Raw genomic sequence first — 23,130 nt, forward strand, 5'->3', positions numbered from 1 at the left:
CCCGCGGAGCGGGTACCACATCGCTGCGCGATGTGCAAGCGAACCCCCGCGCTGCGCGCGGGGGTTGCGTTCCCGCTCCGCGGGAACGCTGGCGGGTGGCTTCGCCACCCGCGCAATCCCTCGGCTTCGCCGAGGGATTGACGCTCCGTCCCCTGCGCTCCCGGAGCGCAGGGGCTTCGCCCCTGACCGGGCTTCCGCTGCGCTCCAGCCCGGGGGCGGGTCCGCTCTGCTCCCCCGCCGGACGCTCCTTCCGGCTCCGCCTCCAGGACCGTCAAGGCCCGCTGACGCGGGCCAGGCTGGCAACAAGGGGGAGGGGGTCGCTCGATCGGGGCGGGTTTCAGTGTACCGGCATCATCTCAACTGATGCACATGTACTGTTGGCGGAACAGTAGGACACCCCCCAACCGCCCGGGAACCTCCCCGTAATTCCGAGAGGAACGACCGCAGATGACCGGTCACTACGAATCCACCGGACCCGATCCCGCGCTGAGCAGCGATTCTGTGCACCGGGTGAGCCAGTATCAGGCGGCGGGCGTCAACGCCCGGTTAAGGCTGTTCGCGCTCCTGGAAGCGCACGGCGTACCCGCGAGCGAGGCGGACGACCTGGTGGCCGCGGTGGAGGCCGGGGCGATCGCCGGGGCGCAGTGCCAGGTGGTGGAGCTGGACGGGATGGCTCCGGCCTCTCGGGGCGCGGTGTTCTCGGACGGCTGGGATGGCGGCGTGACGGCCGTGAGCGAGGCCCTGGTGGGCATCACGGACCGGGACTGGTCACGGCGCGGCGGCCGGTCGGCCGGGGCCGCTGAACTGGCCGTACACATCGCGGACGTGAGGCAGCGTGAGCGGGCCGACCTGGTGCGGCTGGAGAGGTTCGTCCGGGAGGCCGTGCTGCCGCGTACCCATCCGCACGCCACGGCGCGGCGCCGGGTGCTGGAGGCGCTGGGCGAGGCCGGCGGTCTGTGCACGGCGCGGACGCGGAACGCGGACGGGGACATCGTGGTCTGCACGCGCGAGGCCGGGCACTACGACCCGGACGACAAGCCGCCGTTCAAGGACGGAAAGCCCGGCGGCTGGCACAAGGCGGACGCGTCGATCTGGAACGACCTGGGCGCGGCCTGTACTCCGCATGCGGCCCTCTGAAAGACCACAAGAATTCAGCGCTCGGGGAGACACGGAATGTCAGCGATTCGACTCAAGGAACACCAGGTGGATCAGCGCTCCGCGTTTCGCAGGTGGGTGGGATTCCCTGCAAGGTCATCTGTGCCCCCGCAGGGTGCCCGGGGCACGATCGTGTCCGCGACCGGCTCGGGCAAGACGATCACGGCCGCCGCGTGCGCGCTGGAGAGCTTCGCGGACGGCCGGATCCTCGTCACCGTCCCCACCCTGGACCTGCTCGCCCAGACCGCCCAGGCATGGCGCCTGGTGGGCCACCGGGCGCCGATGGTCGCGGTGTGCTCGCTGGAGAACGACGCGGTCCTCAAGTCGCTGGGGGTGCGCACCACCACGAACCCGATCCAGCTCGCCCTGTGGGCCGGGTCCGGGCCGGTCGTCGTGTGCGCCACGTACGCCTCGCTCGTGGACCGCGAGGACATCGACGCACCCGAGGGCCAGCGCAAGGTTCGCGGGCCGCTGGAGGCCGCTCTGGCGGGCGGAGACCGCCTGTACGGGCAGCAGATGGACGGCTTCGACCTCGCGATCGTGGATGAGGCGCACGGCACCGCTGGTGATCTTGGTCGGCCGTGGGCGGTGATTCACGACAATCAGCGGATCCCTGCGGACTTCCGGCTCTACCTGACCGCGACCCCGCGCATCCTCGCTGCGGCCCGCCCGCAGAAGGGCGCGGACGGCCAGGAGGCGGAGATCGCGACCATGGCCGACGACCCGGACGGCACGTACGGCGCGTGGCTCGCAGAGCTCGGACTCTCAGAGGCGATCGAGCGGGAGATCCTCGCCGGGTTCGAGATCGACGTGCTGGAGATCCGCGACCCCTCCCCCGTTCTCGGGGAGTCCGAAGAGGCCCGGCGCGGCCGGCGCCTGGCGCTCCTGCAGACCGCGCTCCTGGAGCACGCCGCCGCGTACAACCTGCGTACGGTCATGACGTTCCACCAGAAGGTCGAGGAAGCCACCGCGTTCGCGGAGAAGCTGCCCGAGACGGCAGCCGCGCTGTACGTCAACGACGCCACGGACGAGGACCTGGCCGCCGCCGACAAGCTGCCGAAGTCCTCGATCGACGCGGAGTTCTACGAGTTGGAGGCCGGCCGCCACGTCCCGCCGGACCGGGTGTGGTCGGCGTGGCTGTGCGGCGACCACCTCGTGTCCGAGCGGCGCGAGGTGCTGCGCCAGTTCGCAGGCGGCATCGACGCAGCCGGGCGGCGGGTGCACCGGGCGTTCCTCGCCAGCGTTCGCGTTCTCGGGGAAGGCGTGGACATCACCGGCGAGCGGGGAGTCGACTCGATCTGCTTCGCCGACACCCGCGGCTCCCAGGTCGAGATCGTGCAGAACATCGGGCGGGCGCTCCGGCTCAACCGCAACGGCTCCACCAAGGTCGCCAGGATCATCGTGCCGGTGTTCCTGGAGCCCGGCGAGGACCCGCAGGACATGGTCGCCAGTGCCAGCTTCCGCCCCCTTGTAGCGGTCCTCCAGGGCCTGCGCTCGCATGACGAACGTCTGGTCGAACAGCTCGCCTCCCGCGCCCTCACGAGCGGCAAGCGCAAGGTCCACGTCCGGCGCGACGAAGAGGGGCGGATCGTCGGGGCCGGCAGCGAGGGCGACGGCGAGGACCAGGAGGACGACGACACGCAGGCCGCCGCCGAAGCGGCCCTGCTGCACTTCTCCAGCCCGCGCGACGCCGCGACCATCGCCGCGTTCCTGCGTACGCGGGTGTACCGGCCGGAGTCGCTGGTGTGGCTGGAGGGCTACCAGGCCCTACTCCGGTGGCGGAAGGAGAACGAGATCACCGGTCTCTACGCCGTTCCGTATGACGTCGAGGTCGAAGTGGGGGCGACGAAGGCGTTTCCGCTTGGCCGATGGGTCCACCAGCAGAGGAAGGCGCTGCGGGCCGGGGAGCTGGAGGAGCGGCGCAGGACGCTGCTGGACGCGCCGGAGGCCGGGATGGTCTGGGAGCCCGGCGAGGAGGCGTGGGAGGCCAAGCTCGCCGCGCTGCGGTCCTACCGGCGGGCGACCGGGCACCTCGCGCCGCGTCAGGACGCGGTGTGGGGCGAGGGCGAGGCGATGGTCCCGGTCGGCCAGCACATGGCGAACCTGCGCCGAAAGGGCGGCCTGGGCAAGGACGCGGAGCGGGCCGCCGTGCGCGCGCAGCAGCTGACCGCGGTCGATGAGGACTGGAACTGCCCGTGGCCCCTGGACTGGCAGCGGCACTACCGCGTCCTGGCGGACCTGGTCGACGCCGACGGCAACCTGCCGGCCATCGAGCCCGGGGTGCTGTTCGAAGGCGATGACATCGGACGGTGGCTTCAGCGGCAGAAGAACCCGGGCACCTGGGCGCAGCTCCTCCCCGAGCAGCAGGAACGGCTGACGAAGCTGGGCGTGCAGCCCGCTGAGGCCCCGTCCCCCGCCCCGGCAGCCGCGCGCGCGACGAAGGGGCCGAGCAAGGCACAGGCGGCATTCCAGCGAGGCCTGGCGGCCCTCACGCAGTGGGTCGAGCGGGAAGGCGCGGACCGGCCTGTGCCAAGAGGACACAGCGAACAGATCGAGGCCGACGGTGAGGTGGAGCCGGTGACGGTGAAGCTGGGCGTATGGGTCTCCAACACCAAATCAAGGCGGGACCGGCTTGCCCAGGAGCAGCTGGAGGCGCTGCGGGAGCTGGGTGTCGACTGGGCATGACGGTCCGGCGCTGAGCCGGAGTGTGCGAGACCCCGGGCCGCGATGGGCCCGGGGTCTCGTGCGTGAAGCCGCTGCAACACGGGGGTGCAACAGCGGTCCCGGACGGGCGCCCGGTCCATGGCCGGGTGAGGGTTTTCAGTTGCGGGTCCGTGCAGCGATGACGGGCCCGCGAGCTGGTATTTGAGCCTCGCGAAAAAGATTTTCAGCTGGCGTGTCACGTTCACCAACTTCGCCTGCACATAAGCCCGTACAACAAGCGATCTGCTTCGCATCTCTCTCGCGCGACCTAAGGATGTGGTCGGAGGTGGGACTGGGCGGGGACCACACGGCCCGGATCGGGCAGGACGCCGCGCGGGATCGAGGAGCTGGCCAGCTGCGGCTTCGAGGGCCTGGCCTACGAGGTGTTCGAGATCGAGCTGGTCCGGGAGGCCGAGCCGCGCCTGCTCGGCATGCTCCGCGAGGGCACGCTTGCCCGGCTAGCCGTGAAGCAGTGCAAGAGCCGGGGCTGGAAGTTCTTCGTCCACGAGGACGACATGAGGCTGCTGCGCAGCAGCCCCCTCGAGCGGGACATCATCATGGTCGACGTCCTCACCGAGGCGACGCGCAAGTTCCACCGCGACCTGCAGCGCGGGCAGGGCTGGAAGGCCGACCACAACGGGCCCCGCGGCGCCTGCAGCCTGATGTCGTACTTCATCGGCCAGTGCGTGTGGGTGTTCAGGCGCGCGTACGTGAGGTGGGCCAGGCAGCGGGTCAGCTGGGCCCGCCTGCACGCCTTGTACGACTTCACCGAGGACGCCGCGAACGAAGCCGGCATCGGCGGGCTGCTCCAGGCCACCAGCTACGAGATCGACTCGGAGGTGTTCAGCACGAACTTCGAGGACATCCTCGAAGAGCAGGCGCCGCACACGCAGGCGGTCGTGCGCCTGACGGTCATGGGCTTCCCCGACACCGAGATCGCCGAACGGCTGAAGCTCACCACCGCCGCCGTCCGCCAGCGCAGGTCGCGGTTCAGGACGGCCCTGTACCAGGCTGCCCGCGAAAAGCGGATCTGGATCCCGGAACAGCTGCACACGAAGGCCGTTTCCCGCGGGCACAACCAGCGGGGTGCGGCGTGAGCACGCAGAACCTCCTGACCCTGCTCCTGGCGCTGGTCACCCTCGCCGCGGTCTCCGCCATCGCAGGCCTGATCGGATACAACGTCGCCCGCGAGGGAGGAGCACCCATCTCCGCCGCCATCGGCCGCGGCAGCTTCGTGTTCTTCAGCGTCATGACGCTCTTCATCGCGCTGCTGGCCGTGCTGGTCCCAGCCCTGACGTGAGGCAGGGGGCGCGGCGGGCCGGCCGAGACCTTCGGCCGGCCCGGGGCCTTGCGGAGGGGGCACAGGGCCTGGATGGGTGCAGCGCCCAGGCCGTACAGGCCTCCATCCGGCAGGACTCTCCCGCCTCATCCCCTTGGTAGGACTCGGTACCGAAGGACAGCACCGGGGCGCCGGCGACATCCGTCCTGACGCGCACCGCCAGCTTGTCGCCGGTGCCTCCCAAGGGGCTCGTAGCCTGCGTCAGCCAGCGCTGTCCAAAGAATGCCGAAACTGGCAGGCAGGGCCCGGGCGATGCGGGAGAACTGACGCTACGGACTGCGGGGGCTGGCCCTGCCGACTGGCCGCTTGGGGAGGCGGACGTGGGACAGATCGAGCAGGGACTGGAGCGCGCGTTGCGCACCCGGCCTATTCCCTCAAGCACTGAAGCACGCCTACGTTTTCTGCTGGCAACGCACCGGGGTTCCACCCGGAAGGTGGCCACGGTGCTGGGGGTCTCGCAGCGCACTGTGCAGCGGTGGGTGACAAAGAGATCCGGAGCACGTCGTCCGCCGGGTCCGCTGCAGGTCCGGGCGATCGAGGAAGCGGTTCTGGCTCGGTGGCAGCCCCGGATACGGGCCCGTCGGCGTGCTCAGGCAGAAGCGGAGGGCTTCGTCTTCCATACCCGTGCGCGATTCGGGTTCGCCGCGCCAGCAGGATCTTCTGACGATCCGCGGGTGCGGTGGATCACCCAGGACCTGCCGGGGGAGGTGGCCCGGGAGCTGTTCGCCGCTCGGGATGCCGGCGCGGGCGAGCAGCAGCAGACGGCGATACTCGCCCGCGCGCTGGGACACGCCTACTTTCGCGAGTGGGGCCGCCGGGCCCACGGCCTGCACGTGGCTTTCAGCGACGTCGAGTTCGCCGACTTCTCGATCGGCTGAGCCTGGCCCATCGAGCGAGCACTGCAGGGTGGTCAGCGTTGCGACGGCCTGGCGCGCCTGGCCGGTATCGCTTCGTACCTCTCGGCTTCCTGCCGCTCGCGCCAGTCCCACTCCACACGGCCGACCGGGCCTTTGCGGCGGGCTGTGGGCGGCTGTGGCGGGCGCAGTCTGGCCGTCTCCGCTACGCGCAGCAGGTGCGCACGGTCACCGGGCGCGGCGAGCAGCTCCTGGTCTTCGCCGGATACGAGCCGGGTGAAGCAGGCCGCGGCCCTCAGGTAGATGCCCGCCCAGGGTGGTACGGGGTAGGCGGCGCAGCCGTCGGTGTAGCGGGCTCGGTCGTGCAGGGCGAGTGTGGCCGCGGCGTCGTCGTAGTCGCGAGGGCGTGCGGTGGCGAGTTGCTGGAGGGAGGCGCCGGTGAACAGCGCGGCGGCGACGGCCGCGGCCAGGCGAGGATGTGCGGTCGCCGCATGCAGCTGGTGGGCGACGCGCTGCGCGACGGCCGCGGTGAGAGGCACGGGCGGTGGCCGGTGCCGCCAGGCGATCGGCGGTGGCGTGCACGGGTCGGCGCAGGGGCGGGGGCTGTCGTAGGAGACGAGGCGGTCAAGTGCCGGCAGGGTGAGCCACCGGCTGGCCGGCGCGGCGGGCTCGCCTGGGGGCGGGGGTTCGGCGGTAGGCGTGCCGTAGTAGTGGCGGCGGGCAGCTTCGATGTCGGCGGTGACGCAGTAGTCGGCCGTCCGCAGGGCCTGGTGCAGAGCGGCGGGAAGGTGAGGGCGGTGGCAGACCAGGGTGAGGTGGATACCGGTGCGGGCCTGTAGTTGCAGGAGGCGCATCGTGCGGCGGGCAGTGAGGCGGTGAGCGCGCAGGACGGACATCCGGGTGACGGGCAGGGCGGTCATCCAGGCCGTGGCGGCTTCCCAGGCGGGCTGACGGCCGCCGGGAAAGCGGCCCGGGAGCAGAGGCGGTTTGCCCAGGGCGACGAGAAGGTCGTGGGCGAGGCCGGTTTCGCTGGTGGTGCCCGGGCCGGGGTGCAGGGTGATCCGGCCGGACGGCGGATGGTGGGCGGCCAGAGCGGTGTGCGTGTGCATCGCGTCGTCGTGACGGTCGAGAACCACGGTGACGGACGGCAGCGGCGGGATAGGAGGCATGGGCGGTGTGGTCAGGCGAGGCGGCTGAAGGCCCAGCGCAGCAGCTCCTGGTCGACGCGGGCACGTCCCGTACGGGCCAGTGCGGTACGGGTGTGTGCGGTCAGCTGGGCCCAGGCGCGGAAGTTGCCGTGCGCGGCGTGGCTGTCGGCGAACGTGATGTTTTCGGGGTCGGCGTCGGCCCAGATCGGGTGGAACAGCGGGATCACCTCGAGGACCTCGTCGGGTGTGAGTCGGGTGAACTGCTGCCAGATGAAGACGCGGGAGGACAGCATCGGTTCGCGGCGCAGCACGGTGTGGCAGCCCGCGCCGCCGACGAAAATGATGGCGAGCTGGGTGGAGGGCTCGTCCCAGAGGTAGCGGAAGTATTCGAAGGCCTCCCCGTTGAGCCACTGGGCCTCGTCGACGAGGAAGGTACGGGGGCGTTCGGCCAGAGCCGTCTTCAGCAGACGGTCGAACTCGCTCGGGTGGCGCGGGGGCTCGCCGGCCAGGTCGAGGGCGGTGAACAGTTCGTAGCGCACCGCGCGGGCCGTGGGCCGGGCTCGAAAGGTGATCTTGCGGACGTCCTCGCGGGGTTCGAGTGCGCGCAGGCAGGTGTTGACGGCGAGGGTCTTGCCGAAGCCAGCGCCGCCGTGGATGCACATCATCGCGCGGGCAGCGACCGTGTCGACGATGTTGTCCCGGGCAGTGAGCAGAGCCCGGGTGGTGACCACGGATGCGTCGGGCAGGTCGACGTACTGGTAGGTGGCCGCGGTCACGAGGCATCTCCGTCTTCTTTTGTGGTGGGACGTGCGGCCCGTCCGTCCGGGCTGCCCGGGGCTGTAGCGGTGGAGTCACGGCCGGATGGGCACGGGGCGGACCGGGCCGACGTGGTCAGCGCAGCCAAGGAAGCTGGGGTGCGCCAGTCGGCCGGGGGTGCGGCGGGCGGAACGACGTCGGGCAGCGCGAGCTGCGACAGGCCGACGTCGGCACTCTGGGCGAGTTCGGCGTCGGCCTGTGCACCGGTCAGCGCGCCGAGCTGCCGAGGGGGCTCGGCGCGGATAGCAGCGGCGTAGCGCTGTCGCTGGGAAGCTTCGAGGTCCTTCTTCAGACGGCGGGCACGGGCCGCCCGCGCCCGCCGTACCGCACTGACCTGTTCCTCGGTGGCCTGATCGGCCAGATCCGCCGGTCCCAGATAGCGGCCGGTGGCCGCGTGGTAGACCTCGATGCGGTGGTCGTGGTGGGGCATGAAACGGATACGGACCCGGATCCCGGCCTGCCCGGTCATCCACGCGCCCACGTAGTCGCGTCTGCGGAAGCGGACTCCGCGGGTGGTCAACATACGGATACCGGCGTCCTCCAGGGTGAACATCCACAGATCCGCGGCCGGCACATCCCGCAGCGGGGTGGGATCGTCCTGCCACGCCTGAAGCGGAGTCCTGCCACGCAACGGCGCCGGGCGGTGCTCGGTGTTCCACCACCGTGTCCAGTCCAGCAGCCGGGCGGTGAAGTCCTCGAACCCGAGCAGCACCTCGTCCTTCGGCCGGGAAAAGCGTTTGCCGGGGCGCGGCTGGCGGGCGTAGCCGGGCAGCGAGGCCAGCAGCATCGACTCCACTGCCCGGTTCAAGCCCTCCACGGTGCCCTTGAGGTGCGGGGTGTAGGCGGGCAGGTCCTCCACCGTCACGTCGAGGAGATCGAAAGCGGCAGTCACCGTCCGGGACAGGAAATCCTTGCCACGGTCCACCCGCACCTTCTCGGGCAGACCGCCGAACGGGCCGTAAGGCTCATCGCGCAGGACCGCGGAGCGCAGCGCGGCCAGCACCGACTCCCGCGACGGATGCACCGGTGTGACCGCGACGCCGGTGATCGCGTTCGTCGCGCAGTCGGTGAACCAGGTGATCCATGGCCTGCGGGCCTTGCCCTCGACGTCGACCAGCACCGGGGCCTGCATGTGGTCGGTCTCCCACACCTGGTTGCGCCAGCCCCGCGGCCGGGCCAGGAACACATCGTGCTTACGCGCCGCCCGCTCCCCTCCCGCAAGCCCGGCCCGCTCCCCCGGCGTCAGATCACGGCGGATCGCCCGGTGCAGCGTCGGGATCGACGGAGGCGGCTGCCCCTCGCCCCTGGCCGCACGAGCGGTCAGCTCACGATGCACCGCCGCGACGTTCCCCTCCCACAGTCCCAGCAGGGCCCGGACCTCATCAGTAACCGTGAACCGCCCGGGATACGCGGCACGCTCCCCCGGCGCCAGGGCCGCAGCATCGTCCCGCTCGGCGGCCGCCAGCCACCGCCACACCGCACGCTCCCGCACCCCCAGCACGTCCGCCGCCGACCTCACCCGCCCAGTGGTGAGCTTCCCCTCCCGCCGCAGGGCCAACAGACGGCGCACCGTCGGCCCCCGCAACGCCCGAACCGACACAGCCGGCAAAACCCCACCCGAACCACCACCCGCCCCTTCCGGGGCCGGGTCCTGCTTTCCCTGATCCACACCCCTGAGCACACCAACACCCACCGGCCAGCGGATCAGAACTCACGAAACTGAGACAGCGTCACCCCTCGCGCGATAACGCTCCACGACAGCGATGCCCTGCGGATCTCTCACATCCAGGACAGTGACCCCACACCCCGAAACCGCCACCGACCAGCATCAACTCACCCCGGTCCACTGTCTCTCACCCCACTGTCACAAAACCGAGAGATCGCACGTTGACCATTCGATGCGCTGTGAGTCCCGCCCGGTAAGGGACGGCACTGCAAGTTGTCCCCCTGGGGCAACCTCGGTCGGCTCACGACAGCAACGGGCGCCGCCGACAGACATGGATCCGATTCCGGGTTCGCTGGTTCGCCCTTTTGGCCTACTGCGCAGGTTTACGATCTGTGCAGCAGACCGTGACCGACTGTTGGTCGGACGTATACACATGGCTTGCTGCTGTCGGCACGAGTGAGGGGGCGCCTTGGCAACGCTGGGCCACATGAAGGAACGCACGGTTGGCTTTTACGAGGTGGTTGTCCTCAAGGACGGCGAAGCCCGACGAATCCCCGATCTGATGGACTGGGACGGCGCACTCTCGGATCTCTCACGGGCACCCGTCGCGGCCCGGACCTTCGAAGCCGATTCACAGATGGTGGGCACCATCGCCACCTACGACATGCAGGACCATCTGCTCCTGCATCGCGTGAAGGACGCTGGCGAGTGGTTGTCTGTCATGAACTTCGACACAGGAACTTTGCGCGAGCTGGAACAGTCGGCGCAGGAGGGCTACCTGGACACGTCGGTGATCTGCTTCATGCCCTTCGGTAACGTTGTGGGAATCATGCAGGGAGGTGTGTCGGCACCGTCGCATAAGGCACTGGAGACGTGGCTCAACGGGATCCAGATCTTCCCTGGCAGGCAACTGCAGATCCGTCCAGTGGTGACGCATGCCGAGGTGGAGAAACTCAAGACTGCCTCTGGCGCGAGCCGGGTAGAAGTGAAGATCATGGCCAACAAGATGGGCGCTCTGAGCGAGCGTCGCGGTGGGTTGGCCCGGACGCTCCGTGTAGCCGGGGAATCGTACGGGGAAATCAGTGTGACCATGATCATCTCTGTGCCCAAGAAGAAGGAGCTCAAGGAGCACCGCGAACATCTTCTGGCTGACCTGGAGGAGATCTCCGACGTGGTCACAGGTGCCGAGCGGGCCCGGGCCCGGCTGGTCTTCTCCGAGCCGGGCGGGCCGGAGCAGACTCGACTCGTTGAGCTAGTAGAACACAGCATTACGGCCAAAAAGCGCGTACCGGCCACAGACGGTGAAGGTAGGTCAATTCGGATCATGTCAGCGGTGGATGCCATCCTGGGAGCAGCGGCCGAACATGAGGACGCTTTGCGACTCGCAGTGGATGCCGGGGGTTCGTGACCTGGGCATAGACGAGGGGGGCCTGTGGGGGTACGCGACACCATCGCGGATCGGTGGGCAGAACATCTTTGGATCGACTACCTCGTAGCAGCGCTCATACTCTGCGCCCACATTTTGGCGATCCGCACAACCGAATCAGGAGACTGGCTGTCGTGGATCGACTCGTCGCAGCGAACTGACCTGTACGCCGCTGCTGCTGGTGTGGTGTCAGCAATCGGCGGTCTGAGTGCCATTGCGATCTCCATCTACACTGCGGCGAACGGGGAACGCCTACGCGCTGTCCGACGTCACCATCAAGTCGGTCTCCGGCGAAGCTGGCGCAGTCTGCTGCGCGGCACCGCGCTGGTATGCGCCTTGCTGCTGAGCGCACTCGCACTCGACAGAGACAAGGACCCCGCATCCGCACGGTTCATCTTCGAATTCGCCATGACTTTCGCGGCACTACGCTTCTTCCGCCTCATCTGGCTGTTCGACAGGATGATGCAAGTATCAGACGCGGACTCAGCTGAGCCTGACCCAGTAGCCACACCAGCGCGGGACCCTGACTGGCTGCATCGACACCAGAACACTTCGTGAACAAGGTGCTCGCTGCTGCACAGCCCGGCTGGCCTGTGGCCCCGGGCTGGGCAGTAGAACCTCAGATTGGGCTTCATCCCGGACAACCTGGAGGAGAACCCGCGTAGTCGGCCACCGTCGCGGCCGGGGCGGTTCAGACGGCCATCCCGCTCTCGGGGCGGCCACCACTTCAACGAAGCCCTATACGTCGTCGAAGCTGGGTTGACTCCATGGCTGGTCGGGGAGTGGACCTTGGGCGCCGAGGAGCTGGGTGATCTTCTCGGCTTCATCGCTCGAGAGATCGGAGAGCAGGCGCGTCGTTGTGCCGAGGAGGGCGTTCAGCGGTACCTGGGTACGTGCGCCGCGGGCGCTGGCGATTCCGGTGCCGAACAGGCACTGGAGAGTCTCGCCGGAGGGGATGCGGGCATCGGCCTCGATGACTCCCTCGGCCTGCCCCAGCGCGTCGCTGATGCCGTCGAGTTGGGCGTCGTGGGAGATGTCGTCGCCGGGGCCGCCGTATCCGACGTGGCGGTCCGTCACGACCATGCGGAGAGAGGTCAACGGGATGCCGAAGCGGTCGGCCCTGTCCCTCACCTCGTCGAGGCGGGGCACGTCGTGCTCCTGCCCCTGCGGGAGCTGGCGCCGGGACTGGGCAACCAGCACATGGAACCGCGGGGTCTGCAGGATCAGCTGGCCGGCCTTCACCGCCCAGCGCCACGGGCTGATGTCCGCGTCTGCCGCGCCGGGCACGATCATGCAGACGCGGCTGGTCCAGAGCTGGATCGCCTCACGCATCAGGTGCTGAAGGTTGCCGGTGCCGGCGGCCGGGGTGCGCAGCAGGATGGGAAGGCTGATCATGCGGACGACCCGGTTCCAGAACGCGGCGTCGGCGATGTCCTCGGATTCCAGCAGGTACATCAGGGCCGTCTCGTCGAGATGGCCGACGCCTCGCTGGGGTGCGGGGAAGCTGGCGAGTGTGGATCCGCCGCCCTGCCAGAGCGCGGCGAGGAAGGTCGACATGCGGTCGGCGACGTCGGTGGTCATCCGTGCGGTGAGGGCGTTGACGGCGTCGCGGGTGGGAACGCGTTCTCCCGCGCGAGCGGCCTCCGCCCCCTGAACGACCGTGTTCAGGAACTCCTCGGTCGCCGCTTTGTCGAGGGTGCCGCGGCCGCCTTCGAGAACGGAGCGGGACACCAGATGGGGAATGCCGGGAGCCTCGTCGGCCGGCTGGAGTGCGCCGAGCGCGGAAGCGTCGAGGAGCAGCGCGGTGCTGCTGCCGGGCAGCGAGGGAAGATCTCCCTGTTGCCGGGCGGAAGGCAGCTGACCGAGCGCCAGCAGCACCGGCCGGTCCGCACGGGGAAGGCGCTGCAGGTCGTCCTCGAGTTCACGCTGGTCGGATGTGGTGCGCAGATAGATGAACCGGCGCGGCGTGCGGGGTCTGCCGGGCCATTCCAAGACCATGTCGGGGACATGGGTGTGGTTGAAGAACTCGGTCTTGGTGACGGTGGCGCCGGGGTCCATACGGCGCAGGTGCCGGGCGACGATGTCTTTGACCCGGGTGAACATCATCCGGTCGTCGGGCTCGTCCATGGCCTGGGAGATCGGCTGTTCGACGATGTTCACCACGAGCCCTCTCTGCGGGTGAGTTCGGCGGCGACGATGGCTGCCCAGTCCTTGAGCGGCAGGAGGGTTTCCTGCTTGTCCGAGAGCACGATCAGCCACAGACGTGCGGCGACCGACTGGGCGAGTTCAACGTCCAGGAGTTCTCGGGCTTCCTCGGTGTCGCTGGTGCCGAAAACGCGGCTGCTGTGCTGAAGGACCGCGGCCTCTACCTGGCCGGGTGAGTTGAGGGTGGACCAGGAGTTCGCGCGGAACGGTGCCCAGGTGATCCACATGAAGTGATCGCTGAGGTGGTGCTGGGCCTGGGCGGCCACGTAGCACTTGGCGAGGAACTCGTCGAACTGGGTTCCCTGGTCGCTGGGTTGCGCGTAGTTCTTGACCTCCGCGCAGAACATGTCGTTCTGGTAGGGGTCACCGCGCATGGCGCCCCCCAGATCGAAGGAGAACGTCCGGCCTTCGTACGGCCAGGACAGAGTCAGCCGACGACCGCAGGACTCCGAGTCCGTGTTCGCGTACGCGCCGAAGATACGCATCGTGCCTTCGAGCCACTGCTTGGCTCTGCGAGCCCCTGAGAAGCCCTTCACCTGAGCGTCTTCGCCAACCACCACAGGCGTAGCTTAGTGCGATCGGATCATCACGATGCGCTCGAACGGGCCAATCCCCCGCGACACCGACGCCTGTCGGCTCCAGGAAACGGAGACCCACGGCCCGGGAAAGCAAGCAGACGACGGGCCGAGGGCCGGCCAGCTCCTGCGAAAACGCCCGCCCGGGTCGGCGGACACGAGACCGTGGTGGAGTGACCCATCATCCCGGCCTCCTGCGGACAGCTCCCCTGCGGGGAGAGACGACCTCGTCGCTGATCTGCCGCATCGCGAGCCGTTACGGGATGGAAGCGAAGGTGTTGCGGTCGTGCTGGCAGTGGCGCAACTACCCTCCGGGGCACGACGGCGGGGGCGCGCGGGCCGACGCCGAGGTGCTGCTGAACGCGGCCGGACGGCAGTTCCTGGCAGTCCTGTGCGGCGTCGAGGAAGGCGTCCTGGCGCGGGCGTTGCCGTCGTGGGGACAGGAGGACGCCAAGCTGTCGGCCGGAAAGAACGGGGTGCCGGCGGCAGCGTGGCGGACCGGCGGCACGGTCGCCGGGCCGGTGGCGTTCGGCTGCCGCCTGTGCACCGCCCGGCGCACGGGGACGGCCGTGCGGGTGGTGCAGTACGCGCCGCGCTGGGAGCGGGTGTGTGTCCGGCACGGGCGGTGGCTCCTGGACGCGGACGCCGACCAGCCTCTTGAGTATCTGGACGTGCGGGGTGTGCCGGAAGTGGCTGCGGCGCAGCGGCGGTGGGCCAAGGTGGCGCGGCGGGCAGCACGGGCCGGAGTCGAACCGGAGAGAGTGTTCGCTCTGGCGCACGCGGTGGTGGCCCGGTGGTGGGAGCAGGCGCTTTCCTGGGAGCGCGAAGTCATCTGGCCACGCCGCCTGCACCAGGTCGCGGGCGGCAACGCCGGGACAGAGCTGGAGCGGTGGCGGATCGTGGGCCGGGACGCGGTCGTCTTCCCCGAGGTGGTGGCCGTGGCCGACGCGCTGCTGGACCCGGCCATGGCCGAGCTGGCATGGACCGACAGCGGGGCCGGGCGGCCGCGGCCGCTGCCCGCCGACGGGGCGTTCTGCCGCCGGCTGGGCGAGCGGGTCGGGCGGGGGTGGCTGGGGCCGCTGGCCGCCACCGACTACGGCGGCCCGCTGACCTCGTGGATGGGCGCCGTCATCCGCCTGCGCCGTGGCGCCGGCGGGCCTCCTGGTTACGGCAACGATCCGTGGTGGCTGAGGCAGGAGCACCAGACCGCGTCCATGGCCGCCCAACTGCGTGTCCTGTCGAAGGAACGCAGCGCGCCCGGCTCGGGCACCACGTGGCGCTCTGCGGTGCCGGCCGAGCAGCGGGCGCTGATCACCAGCCTGGTCAACGACGCCGAAGAGCAGCTGACCCAGCTGCGCGGCGCCCAGTACGGCAAGACCGCCGACGCCGCGCAGCAGTTGCTGGGCAACCTCGGCCATGCCGCCACGCTGATCGAGCAGGCCGTGCGGGAGACCGCAGCAGCAGCCCTCGCGGCCGGGATGGCCCTGGAGGATCTGGCGCGCTGGGTCCGTCTGCTGGCCGATGTCCTGGCCGAGGCACTCGCGGCCCACCGCAACGGGCGGCCGGGAAAGGAACGGTGAGCAAGTGTCAGGAGGCAGGCAGGGTGTGCACGGACCGTGATCTGCAGGGCATACCTCATCGTCCGGCACTCGTGATCAAAATCCGTGAAGCCGCCCGCCGCACAGGCAGGACGGGCTTGACTGGGGCGCGTGGGCAACAAGGACGCAGCGGCCGTATCGGGTGGCCGCTCACATCACATGCAGACGGATACCGGATCCGAGTGGGAGGCGGTCTTCGTCGACCCCGTCGGGCAGGTGGTGCAGCAGCGGTGGGCGGACGCGGTCCTCGCGGTGGCCTTCGAGGAGCTGGAGCCGGTGTCGGCGTTCCCGGTGGTGCCGGGGCGGCGGTGGGGGCCTGGGCAGTGGTGGTCGGCCACGACCGGACGGCATGTGGCGTGCGGGTCGTCCGCGATGCGGGCGCAGCTGATGGTGCTGGACCGCGACCCAGAGGTGGTCGGCCTGGCCGGGCGGCCGGTCCGCCTACTGTGGCGGGACGCGCGTGGCCAGGTGCGCTCGTGGGTGCCGCAGCTCTTCGCCCGCCACCGCGACGGCACCGCTGTGCTGGCCGACTGCCCCAGCCACCCGGAGGCCGGCGGCGAGCGGGCGCAGCGGGCTGCGACGGTCCTGGAGGCGGCGTGCGTGCAGGCCGGCTGGAGCTACCGGCGCCTCAAGCCGCTGGAGAAGACGCTTTCGGCGAACCTGAAATGGCTGGCCGGCTAGCGCCACCCCCGCAACGCCGGCCGTCCCTCTCTCTCGGCCGCCGTCCGTGAGGCGTTCACACAGCCGCGGCCGCTGATCGAGGGCGCCGAAGCGGTGGGCGACCCGATCGAAGTCCTGCCCGCCGTCTTCCACGCCCTGTGGCACGGAAAGCTGACGACCGACCTGGAGACGTCGCTGAACGAGCGGGTCCTCGTCAGCCCCGGCGCCGGCGGTGCGAACGGCCTCGGCGGCCCGGGCAGCGGGGATGGACGGTGAGCGGGCGGCGCGGCGGACGGCCGGTGCTGCAGGTCGGAGCGCACGTCCGCTTCCGTGACCGCACCTGGCAGGTCATCGCTGTGGCGGGGCAGCAGGTCCACCTCGCCGGTGAGACGGGAGGAGACGAGACGGTCGTGGCCGGGCATCTGTTCGCCGACCCGTCCTTCGCCATCGTGGGCGCCGAGATGCCCCAGGCCGTGACGCAGTGGGGTCTGTTCGAAACCGCGCCCGAGGACGCGCGGCGCAAGGCGCTGGCCTGGCAGCGGCACATCCGCGAGGTGGAGTCCGGCCTGCCCGGCGGGACGGACAGCGGCGGGGTGCCCCGGGCCGAGTACGACCCCGACCGGTTCACGCTCGCGCAGCGCGAGGAGGCCAAGGCCGCGGAGCTGACCGCGATCGGCTTCGGCCCTGTCTCCCGGACCACGGTGCAGCGCATGCGCCTGGCCTACCGCAAGCAGGGACTGTGGGGGCTGGTCGACCACCGCACCACCCGCCGGCCCGTGCCTACCGGGCGCACCGACGAACGCGTCATCGCCGCCATCGAGGAAGCGCTGCGCCGCCAGCGCGGCCGCTCCAAGGGCACCGTCAAAGGCCTGACGCCCCTGGTCGCGCAGATCCTTACCGACCGGCACCGGCGCGGCACCGTGCCGATACCCTCCCAGGCCACCTTCTACCGGCTCGTCCACCAGCTCGCCGACCCCGCCGAACACCCCCACCGCCCCGCCCGAACTCTCCCCTCCCCCACCGGCGGACGGGCGTTCACCCCGACCGTGGCGCTGCGGCCGGGCGAACAGGTACAGGTCGACACCACCCGGCTGGACGTCCTGGCCGTCTTCGACGACGGCACCACCGGCCGGCCCGAACTCACCATCGCCGTCGACGTCGCCACCCGCGCGATCCTCGCCGCCGTCCTGCTCCCCGCCGGCACCAAGGCCGTCGACGCCGCCCTGCTGCTCGCGGAGATGGCCGTCCCGCATCCGGCTCGCCCCAACTGGCCCGACGCCCTGCACCTCGCCCACACCCAACTCCCGCAGCTCCAGCGGCTGATGAGTCTGGACGAACGCCTTCAGGGCGCAGCCGCCCGGCCGGTCGTGGTGCCCGAGACGATCGTCGTGGACCGAGGCAAGGTCTACCTGTCCACGGCGTTCAGCGCCGCCTGCGAGACCCTCGGCATCAGCGTCCAGCCCACCCCGCCCCACGCCCCCGCCGCGAAAGGCATCGTCGAGCGCACCTTCGGCACCATCAACGCCCTGCTGTGCCAGCACCTGCCCGGCTACACCGGCTCCGACGTCACCCGCCGCGGCCCCGCCGCCGAAACCGAGGCATGCTTCAGCGTCGCCCAGTTGCAGGACCTGCTGGACGAATGGCTGATCCACTACCACCACCGCCCCCACGAAGGCCTGCGCCACCCCACCCTGCCGAAGAAGGCGCTGACACCGAACCAGATGTGGGCCGCGCTGGTCGCCGTGGCCGGCCACGTGCCCCTCCCCTTGAGCGGCAGCGACTACCTCGAACTGCTGCCGGTGCGCTGGCAGGCCATCACCGAACGCGGCATCCGCATCGACCACCGCGCCTACGACCACGATGTCCTCGCCCCCTACCGCGGCCAGCCCTCGCCCGTCACGGCGCGCGGCGGGAAATGGGAAGTCCACACCAACCCCCACGACGCCCGCCAGGTCTGGATCCGCCTTCCCGACGGACACCTGACAGAGATCCCGTGGATCCACCGCGGCCACATCCACCAGCCCTTCAACAGCGCCACCTGGCAGCACATCAAAACCATCACCGCCCGCCACGGCGACCGCGACACCCACGAGGCCGACCTCGCCGACGCCCTCGACCAGCTCATGCGCCGCGCCCACACCGGCACCGCCACCCCCGGCGAGCAACGCCTCCTCACCCGCACCGCACCGCTGAAAACACCGACAACACCGGCGCCCCCGTCCCGTACACCGGACTCGGCCTCTACGACCCCGCCCAGGAAGCCCTCAACTGGTGACCACCCGCCCACACACCACCACCGCCAGCCACTCCCCCAGCCCGGCAGGCCAGCCTGCCCGCACCGCCGCCGATACTCAGTGGCCCGACGTCCACGAGACCGAACCGCAGTGGCCGATCACCACTTGGCAGGGCTGGCAGCACTTCACCACCACCCCGCCCCCAACCCCGCCCAAGGCCGGCGATGCGCCCCGCAGCATGGAAGAACGCCTCGCCTACCACTCCGCGTTCGTCACCGTCCGCACCCCCGCCATCACCACCCTCGCCACCCAGGTCCGCACCCTGATGCTGCTCGGCCGCCACCAGCAGACCACCGCCCGCCCCTCACTGATCGTCACTGGCCCCGCCGCAGCCGGAAAAACCACCGCCCTCCTCGAAGTCGGACGCACCTGCCACCTCGCCCACACCCGCAAGAACCCAGCCTCGCCCGGACGCGCCCACGAGCAGGTGCCGGTCGCGTACCTGCTGGTGCCACCTGGCGCCACCGCCAAGACCCTCGCCACCGAATTCGCCCGCTACCTCGGCATCCCCACCACCACCCGCATGACCCAGACCCAGATCACCGAAGCCGTCTGCCACACCTACACCCAAGCCGGCGTCCGCCTGATCCTCATCGACGAGATCCACCGCCTCAACCCGCGTACGACCACCGGCGCGGAAGCCGCCGACCTCCTCAAAGACCTCACCGAACGCATCAGAGCGACCTTCGTCTACACCGGCATCGACGTCGCCGCCACACCCCTGTTCACCGGAGTGCGCGGCGCCCAACTCGCCGGCCGCGCCAGCCTCATCACCCGCGGCCCCCTCCCCGCCCGCCACGGCACCCGCCGACCCTTCACCGACCTCATCACCGACATGGAAACCGCCCTCGACCTGACCCAGCACACAGCCGGCACACTCCCCCGCCACGCCACCTACCTCCACCAGCGCACCGCCGGCCGCATCGGAAGCCTCGCCCGCCTCATCCGCCAAGCCGCCATCACCGCCATCTGCGACGGCACCGAACGCATCACCAAAAAATCGCTCGAAGCCATACAGCTCGACCACCTCGCCGAAGAAGCAAGCCGCCCCCGAACCCGCCAACCGGCCAGAACGGCATGATCAGGCCGTGAAGAAGACCACGGATTCGCCAGTTGGCGAGGAGTTCGCTGCCCTCTGCGACCGGGCGTGGGACGTCCTGGTCCCCGCCCATGCCAGCTACCTGGCCAACGTCTCACCCCACTACGACGAGGTCCTCCACGAGGTCGCACAGCGAACCGAGCGCGCAGGCAGCCTCGGCAAGACGGACATCGCAGCCCTCGTCGTCTGGAAACGGCTCTCCGCACAAACCCGCTGGGTGACTGAACTGATGTCCCTGCCCGACACTCACGTACGAGCGGTCACCGAGCGGGCGGTCACGGCCGTCCGCGACACCACGGTCCCGCGTAGCGAGGCCGCCCGCACAGGGCGCGGCATCATCTGGGAACTGCCCGGCTTCCGCACCGGCGACGCCCTCGCCTCAGCCATCCTCACCGCAGCAGCACCCACGCGGATGGCCGTCTACGACAGCCGCGTCCAACACGCCCTCGACACCCTCGGACTCACCCTCACACCCACACCGGGACGCTACGGCCGCTACCTCCAGCTCCTCGACGACCTCCTGCACCACGGCGGGGCACGCGCCGACGGCTGGACCGCACGCGACATCGACACCGCCCTGTACTGGACCGGCGCCAACCCGCCCCAGCCGGAACCGGCATAGGACCGCCCGCACAAGCCCTGACCACACAACAAGCCGCTGACCAGCACAAACCCGCACCAGCCCTTTAGATGCCAGGCACCATCACCAACACCACAGCACCGTTATCAACGAACCCAGAACAACCACAGGCCAGATGCCCCATCAGCAGCGCCTCCAGCACCCCGTAGACGCCGGAATCGCTATCAGAAAATCCACAACACCCCAGCCCAAGCCACCCTCACCACACCAACTACGAACCCCGGAATCACAACACACACGCTCGTAGCGTTCATCGACGAGCACCGGGACCGCTTCGGCGGCGTCGAGCCGATCTGCAGAACCCTCACCGAACACGCCTGCAGGATCGCCCCCTCCACCTACTACGCCCACCACAAACGACGGAGCACGCCGTCGGCCAGGACCGTGCGGGATGCCGAACTCAAGGAACTGATCAGCGAGGTCTTCGAGGCAAACTACCGTGAACCGCCCCGGGTTCGGTAGAGATCTCAGATTGTGGTGATGACCTGGGGTTTCGTGAGTTTGGTGTAGTAGTTGGCTTCGTATTCGACGGGCGGGATGTGCCCTATCTCACCGTGGAGTCGGCGGTGGTTGTACCAGTCGATCCACTCGGCGGTGGCCAGCTCGACCTGGGAAAGCGTCTTCCAGGGGCGCTGGGGCTTGATCAGCTCGGTTTTGAACAGGCCGATCGTGGACTCCATCAGGGCGTTGTCGTACGCGTCACCGACGGATCCGATGCTCGCCGCGATGCCGGCGGCGTCCAGGTGTTCGGCGAGGCGGAAGCTCGTGTATTGCGACCCGGCGTCCGAATGATGTATCAACTCGCCCGGCTGGACGGGGTGTTGGTCGCGGTCGCGCTGCCAGATCGCCATCTCCAGGGCGTCCAGCACGAACACCGTCTCCTTCACCGTGGCGGCCGACCAGCCCACGATCCGGCGCGAGAAGGTGTCCACGACGAACGCGACGTAGACGACGCCGGCGAAGGTCTTCACGTGCGTGAAGTCGGCTACCCAGCAGCGGTTCGGGGCGCCGGCGACGAAGTCGCGGTCGACCAGGTCCGGGGCTCGCCCGGCCTGGCCGCCGGGGATCGTGGTGATGACGCGTTTGCCGCGCACCGCGCCCTGGATACCGAGCTCGCGCATCAGGCGCTCGACGGTGCAGCGGGCCGCCGCATGGCCCTGCCGGTTCAGCTCGCGCCAGATCTTCCGGGCTCCGTAGACACGGTAGTTGGACGTGTAGACCTCCTGGATCCGCTCTTTGAGCTCCTCGTCGCGCACGGAACGGGCAGAGGGAGTTTCGAGGCGATTCTTTTGGGCGTAGTACGTGGAAGGGGCGATCCTGCAGTCGTGCTCGGTGAGCGTCCTGCAGATCGGCTCGACGCCGCCGAAGCGGTCCCGGTGCTCGTCGATGAACGTTACGAGCGCGTGGGTGGCCGGTCGAGCTCGGCCGCGAAGAAACTCGCCGCGGCCTTCAGGATCTCGTTCGCCCGCTTCAGCTCGGCGTTCTCCTTCTTCAACGCCTTGAGCTGGGCGGACTCCTCCGTCGTCGTCCCCGGACGCTGCCCCGCGTCGATCTCGTGCTGCTTCACCCAGTTCCGCAGCGTCTCGCGGGAGGCGATGTCGAGCTTGTCCGCGACCGCCTGCAAGGCGGCCGTCTCGTTCGGGTAGTCGTCGCGCACTTCGGCGACCATGCGCACCGCACGACGGCGGAGCTCAAGCGGGTAACGGGAGGGTCGTGCCATGACTCAATCCTTACATGGAATCGAGCCTCCACCCGACCCGGGGCGGTTCAGCTGTTCATGCCCCGGGAGTGGACGGACGACGCCGTGCGGCGCCGGCGGACCGGCGTCCCCGAGGACGTCGGGCACCGGGAAAAGTGGCGGCTGGCGCTGGACGCTCTGGACGAACTGGCCACATGGGGCCATGTGCCGCCGCTCGTGGTGGCGGATGCCGGCTACGGCCACAACGCCGACTTCCGGGGCGGGCTGGATGAGCGGGGCATCGGATACGTCGTCGCCGTCCGGTCGGATGTGACCGCCCACCCGCAGGACGCACAGCCCCTCACACCGCCCTGGTCCGGCAACGGCCGCAAGCCACAGCCCCGCTACCGGGACGAACCCGCCTCAGTGGCCGCCTGGGCCGCCCGCCGCGGACGGCAGGCGTTCACCGAGGTCACCTGGCGGGAAGGCTCACGTGGCCCGATGCGCTCGCACTTCCTTGCCATGCGGGTACGGCCGGCCGGCGTGCGCCCGCGCCGCCTGGCCCAGGCCGCTGCCGTCACCCGCGACGGCCACTGGGACGGCGTCCTGCCCGAGGTAACACTGCTGGTCGAATGGCCCCGGCAGGCAGAGGCACCCACCGGCTACTGGCTCTCCAACCTGCCCGACGACACCCCGCTGGCCGAACTGGTCCGCCTGGCCAAGATCCACTGGCGCATCGAACACGACTACCGGGAACTCAAACACGGCCTGGGCCTGGACCACTTCGAAGGCCGCTCCTGGAACGGCTGGCACCACCACGTCACCCTGGTCACCGCCGCCCACGCCTTCCTCACCGAACAGCGGCTGGCCCCAAAAGCTCACACACCGGCCTCACCCTCTACCAGACCCTCGACGCCCTCCAAGACGTACTGAACTGCTGGACCGGCCTGTGCACAACATGCCACCAGCCCCTGCCCCGCCCCCGGACCAGACACCACCCATCAAGATCCATACCAACCTAACGGAGTCCTACTAGAAGACTGCTGAAAATCTTTTGTGTTCTGGCCCCGGACCGGCTGGTCCGGGGCCAGTCTTGTCAGCATGCAGGGGGAATGGGCTGGGGAGATGGTCGGGCCGGATGTGTGGGAGACGTGCCGGGAGTTGATCCCGGCCGGGAGTGTGTTCGCGTTCCTCGCCGAGCATCGCGAGGTGCTGTTCCCGCCAGGGATGTTCACCGACATGTATCCCTCGTCCAACGGCCGTCCGAGTCTGCC

At 69.8% G+C, this 23,130-nt stretch carries 19 protein-coding genes; 12 read left to right on the forward strand and 7 right to left on the reverse strand.

Going from position 1 to position 23,130, the window contains the following annotated elements; translation table 11 throughout:
- Positions 1 to 447: 447 nt before the first annotated feature.
- From ACFYPJ_RS34375 to tpg, 5 genes are all read left to right on the forward strand, one after another.
- Positions 448 to 1,137 (forward strand): hypothetical protein, encoded by a 690-nt coding sequence (locus ACFYPJ_RS34375; protein WP_389025525.1) that lies wholly within the window; start codon positions 448 to 450, stop codon positions 1,135 to 1,137.
- 36 nt (positions 1,138 to 1,173) lie between these two features.
- Positions 1,174 to 3,840: a Helicase associated domain protein gene (locus tag ACFYPJ_RS34380; protein WP_389025526.1), complete on the forward strand. Its 2,667-nt coding sequence runs from the start codon at positions 1,174 to 1,176 to the stop codon at positions 3,838 to 3,840.
- A 401-nt stretch (positions 3,841 to 4,241) separates the two neighbouring features.
- Positions 4,242 to 4,955 carry a hypothetical protein gene (locus tag ACFYPJ_RS34385; RefSeq protein ID WP_389025527.1) on the forward strand — a complete coding sequence of 238 codons (714 nt, stop codon included), beginning with the start codon at positions 4,242 to 4,244 and terminating at the stop codon, positions 4,953 to 4,955.
- Positions 4,952 to 5,158: a hypothetical protein gene (locus tag ACFYPJ_RS34390; RefSeq protein ID WP_389025528.1), complete on the forward strand. Its 207-nt coding sequence runs from the start codon at positions 4,952 to 4,954 to the stop codon at positions 5,156 to 5,158. Before ACFYPJ_RS34385 ends, ACFYPJ_RS34390 begins: the two co-directional genes overlap by 4 nt.
- Before the next feature lie 359 nt (positions 5,159 to 5,517).
- Complete coding sequence (tpg, locus tag ACFYPJ_RS34395; protein WP_389025529.1) at positions 5,518 to 6,075, forward strand: telomere-protecting terminal protein Tpg; 558 nt, start codon at positions 5,518 to 5,520, stop codon at positions 6,073 to 6,075.
- A gap of 32 nt (positions 6,076 to 6,107) precedes the next feature.
- On the opposite strand, the gene ACFYPJ_RS34400 is transcribed toward tpg, so the two are convergent.
- From ACFYPJ_RS34400 to ACFYPJ_RS34410, 3 genes are read right to left on the reverse strand one after another with little or no spacing between them, the layout of a single operon-like run.
- Positions 6,108 to 7,220 carry a hypothetical protein gene (locus ACFYPJ_RS34400; RefSeq protein WP_389025530.1) on the reverse strand — a complete coding sequence of 371 codons (1,113 nt, stop codon included), beginning with the start codon at positions 7,218 to 7,220 and terminating at the stop codon, positions 6,108 to 6,110.
- Between the two features lie 11 nt (positions 7,221 to 7,231).
- Complete coding sequence (locus tag ACFYPJ_RS34405) at positions 7,232 to 7,975, reverse strand: AAA family ATPase (RefSeq protein ID WP_389025531.1); 744 nt, start codon at positions 7,973 to 7,975, stop codon at positions 7,232 to 7,234.
- Positions 7,972 to 9,585, reverse strand: a complete 1,614-nt coding sequence (locus ACFYPJ_RS34410; RefSeq protein WP_389025532.1) for a Mu transposase C-terminal domain-containing protein — start codon at positions 9,583 to 9,585, stop codon at positions 7,972 to 7,974. The genes ACFYPJ_RS34405 and ACFYPJ_RS34410 overlap by 4 nt, the downstream gene beginning before the upstream one ends.
- Before the next feature lie 583 nt (positions 9,586 to 10,168).
- Between ACFYPJ_RS34410 and ACFYPJ_RS34415 the strand changes: the two genes are divergently transcribed.
- Positions 10,169 to 11,089 (forward strand): hypothetical protein, encoded by a 921-nt coding sequence (locus tag ACFYPJ_RS34415; protein WP_389025533.1) that lies wholly within the window; start codon positions 10,169 to 10,171, stop codon positions 11,087 to 11,089.
- Positions 11,090 to 11,113: 24 nt separating this feature from the next.
- Positions 11,114 to 11,665 carry a hypothetical protein gene (locus ACFYPJ_RS34420; protein WP_389025534.1) on the forward strand — a complete coding sequence of 184 codons (552 nt, stop codon included), beginning with the start codon at positions 11,114 to 11,116 and terminating at the stop codon, positions 11,663 to 11,665.
- Between the two features lie 180 nt (positions 11,666 to 11,845).
- Here ACFYPJ_RS34420 and ACFYPJ_RS34425 read toward each other — a convergent pair whose 3' ends face one another.
- The gene (locus ACFYPJ_RS34425; protein WP_389025535.1) at positions 11,846 to 13,270 is read right to left on the reverse strand and encodes a hypothetical protein; all 1,425 of its coding nucleotides are present in this window, start codon (positions 13,268 to 13,270) and stop codon (positions 11,846 to 11,848) included.
- A complete protein-coding gene (locus ACFYPJ_RS34430; protein ID WP_389025536.1) occupies positions 13,264 to 13,872 on the reverse strand; it encodes a hypothetical protein in 609 nt (202 codons plus the stop codon). The genes ACFYPJ_RS34425 and ACFYPJ_RS34430 overlap by 7 nt, the downstream gene beginning before the upstream one ends.
- A gap of 188 nt (positions 13,873 to 14,060) precedes the next feature.
- Here ACFYPJ_RS34430 and ACFYPJ_RS34435 point away from each other — a divergent pair, with 188 nt between their 5' ends.
- The gene (locus ACFYPJ_RS34435) at positions 14,061 to 15,467 is read left to right on the forward strand and encodes a DNA-binding protein (RefSeq protein WP_389025537.1); all 1,407 of its coding nucleotides are present in this window, start codon (positions 14,061 to 14,063) and stop codon (positions 15,465 to 15,467) included.
- Between the two features lie 177 nt (positions 15,468 to 15,644).
- The gene (locus tag ACFYPJ_RS34440; protein WP_389025538.1) at positions 15,645 to 16,166 is read left to right on the forward strand and encodes a TnsA-like heteromeric transposase endonuclease subunit; all 522 of its coding nucleotides are present in this window, start codon (positions 15,645 to 15,647) and stop codon (positions 16,164 to 16,166) included.
- Here the strand turns inward: ACFYPJ_RS34440 and ACFYPJ_RS34445 are convergent.
- Positions 16,163 to 18,283 (reverse strand): hypothetical protein, encoded by a 2,121-nt coding sequence (locus tag ACFYPJ_RS34445; protein WP_389025539.1) that lies wholly within the window; start codon positions 18,281 to 18,283, stop codon positions 16,163 to 16,165. The two genes, ACFYPJ_RS34440 and ACFYPJ_RS34445, sit on opposite strands and share 4 nt — an antisense overlap.
- Positions 18,284 to 18,536: 253 nt before the next feature.
- Here ACFYPJ_RS34445 and ACFYPJ_RS34450 point away from each other — a divergent pair, with 253 nt between their 5' ends.
- Together ACFYPJ_RS34450 and ACFYPJ_RS34455 are read left to right on the forward strand one after the other, a co-directional pair.
- Positions 18,537 to 19,520, forward strand: a complete 984-nt coding sequence (locus tag ACFYPJ_RS34450) for a TniB family NTP-binding protein (RefSeq protein WP_389025585.1) — start codon at positions 18,537 to 18,539, stop codon at positions 19,518 to 19,520.
- Positions 19,521 to 19,527: 7 nt separating this feature from the next.
- Positions 19,528 to 20,160: a hypothetical protein gene (locus tag ACFYPJ_RS34455; protein WP_389025540.1), complete on the forward strand. Its 633-nt coding sequence runs from the start codon at positions 19,528 to 19,530 to the stop codon at positions 20,158 to 20,160.
- Between the two features lie 485 nt (positions 20,161 to 20,645).
- Here the strand turns inward: ACFYPJ_RS34455 and ACFYPJ_RS34460 are convergent.
- A protein-coding gene (locus tag ACFYPJ_RS34460) for an IS3 family transposase (protein ID WP_389025541.1) occupies positions 20,646 to 21,898 on the reverse strand; the annotation gives its coding sequence in 2 pieces (ribosomal slippage) (positions 20,646 to 21,616 and positions 21,616 to 21,898; 1,254 coding nt in all).
- A gap of 6 nt (positions 21,899 to 21,904) precedes the next feature.
- On the opposite strand from ACFYPJ_RS34460, the gene ACFYPJ_RS34465 reads away from it, so the two are divergent.
- On the forward strand, positions 21,905 to 22,789 hold the full coding sequence (locus ACFYPJ_RS34465) for an IS701 family transposase (RefSeq protein ID WP_389025586.1): 885 nt from the start codon (positions 21,905 to 21,907) through the stop codon (positions 22,787 to 22,789).
- The last annotated feature ends 341 nt before the right edge of the window (positions 22,790 to 23,130 follow it).

It is taken from the genome of Streptomyces sp. NPDC006012 (assembly GCF_042871185.1).
GTDB lineage: Bacteria > Actinomycetota > Actinomycetes > Streptomycetales > Streptomycetaceae > Streptomyces.

What these genes read in the sequence shown, in the direction of transcription:
- ACFYPJ_RS34415 (WP_389025533.1), top strand. Translation starts at nt 10,169, where the DNA reads ATGAAGGAACGCACGGTTGGCTTTTACGAGGTGGTTGTCCTCAAGGAC.
- ACFYPJ_RS34380 (WP_389025526.1), top strand. Translation starts at nt 1,174, where the DNA reads ATGTCAGCGATTCGACTCAAGGAACACCAGGTGGATCAGCGCTCCGCG.
- ACFYPJ_RS34375 (WP_389025525.1), top strand. Translation starts at nt 448, where the DNA reads ATGACCGGTCACTACGAATCCACCGGACCCGATCCCGCGCTGAGCAGC.
- ACFYPJ_RS34440 (WP_389025538.1), top strand. Translation starts at nt 15,645, where the DNA reads ATGCAGACGGATACCGGATCCGAGTGGGAGGCGGTCTTCGTCGACCCC.
- ACFYPJ_RS34400 (WP_389025530.1), bottom strand. Translation starts at nt 7,220, where the DNA reads ATGCCTCCTATCCCGCCGCTGCCGTCCGTCACCGTGGTTCTCGACCGT.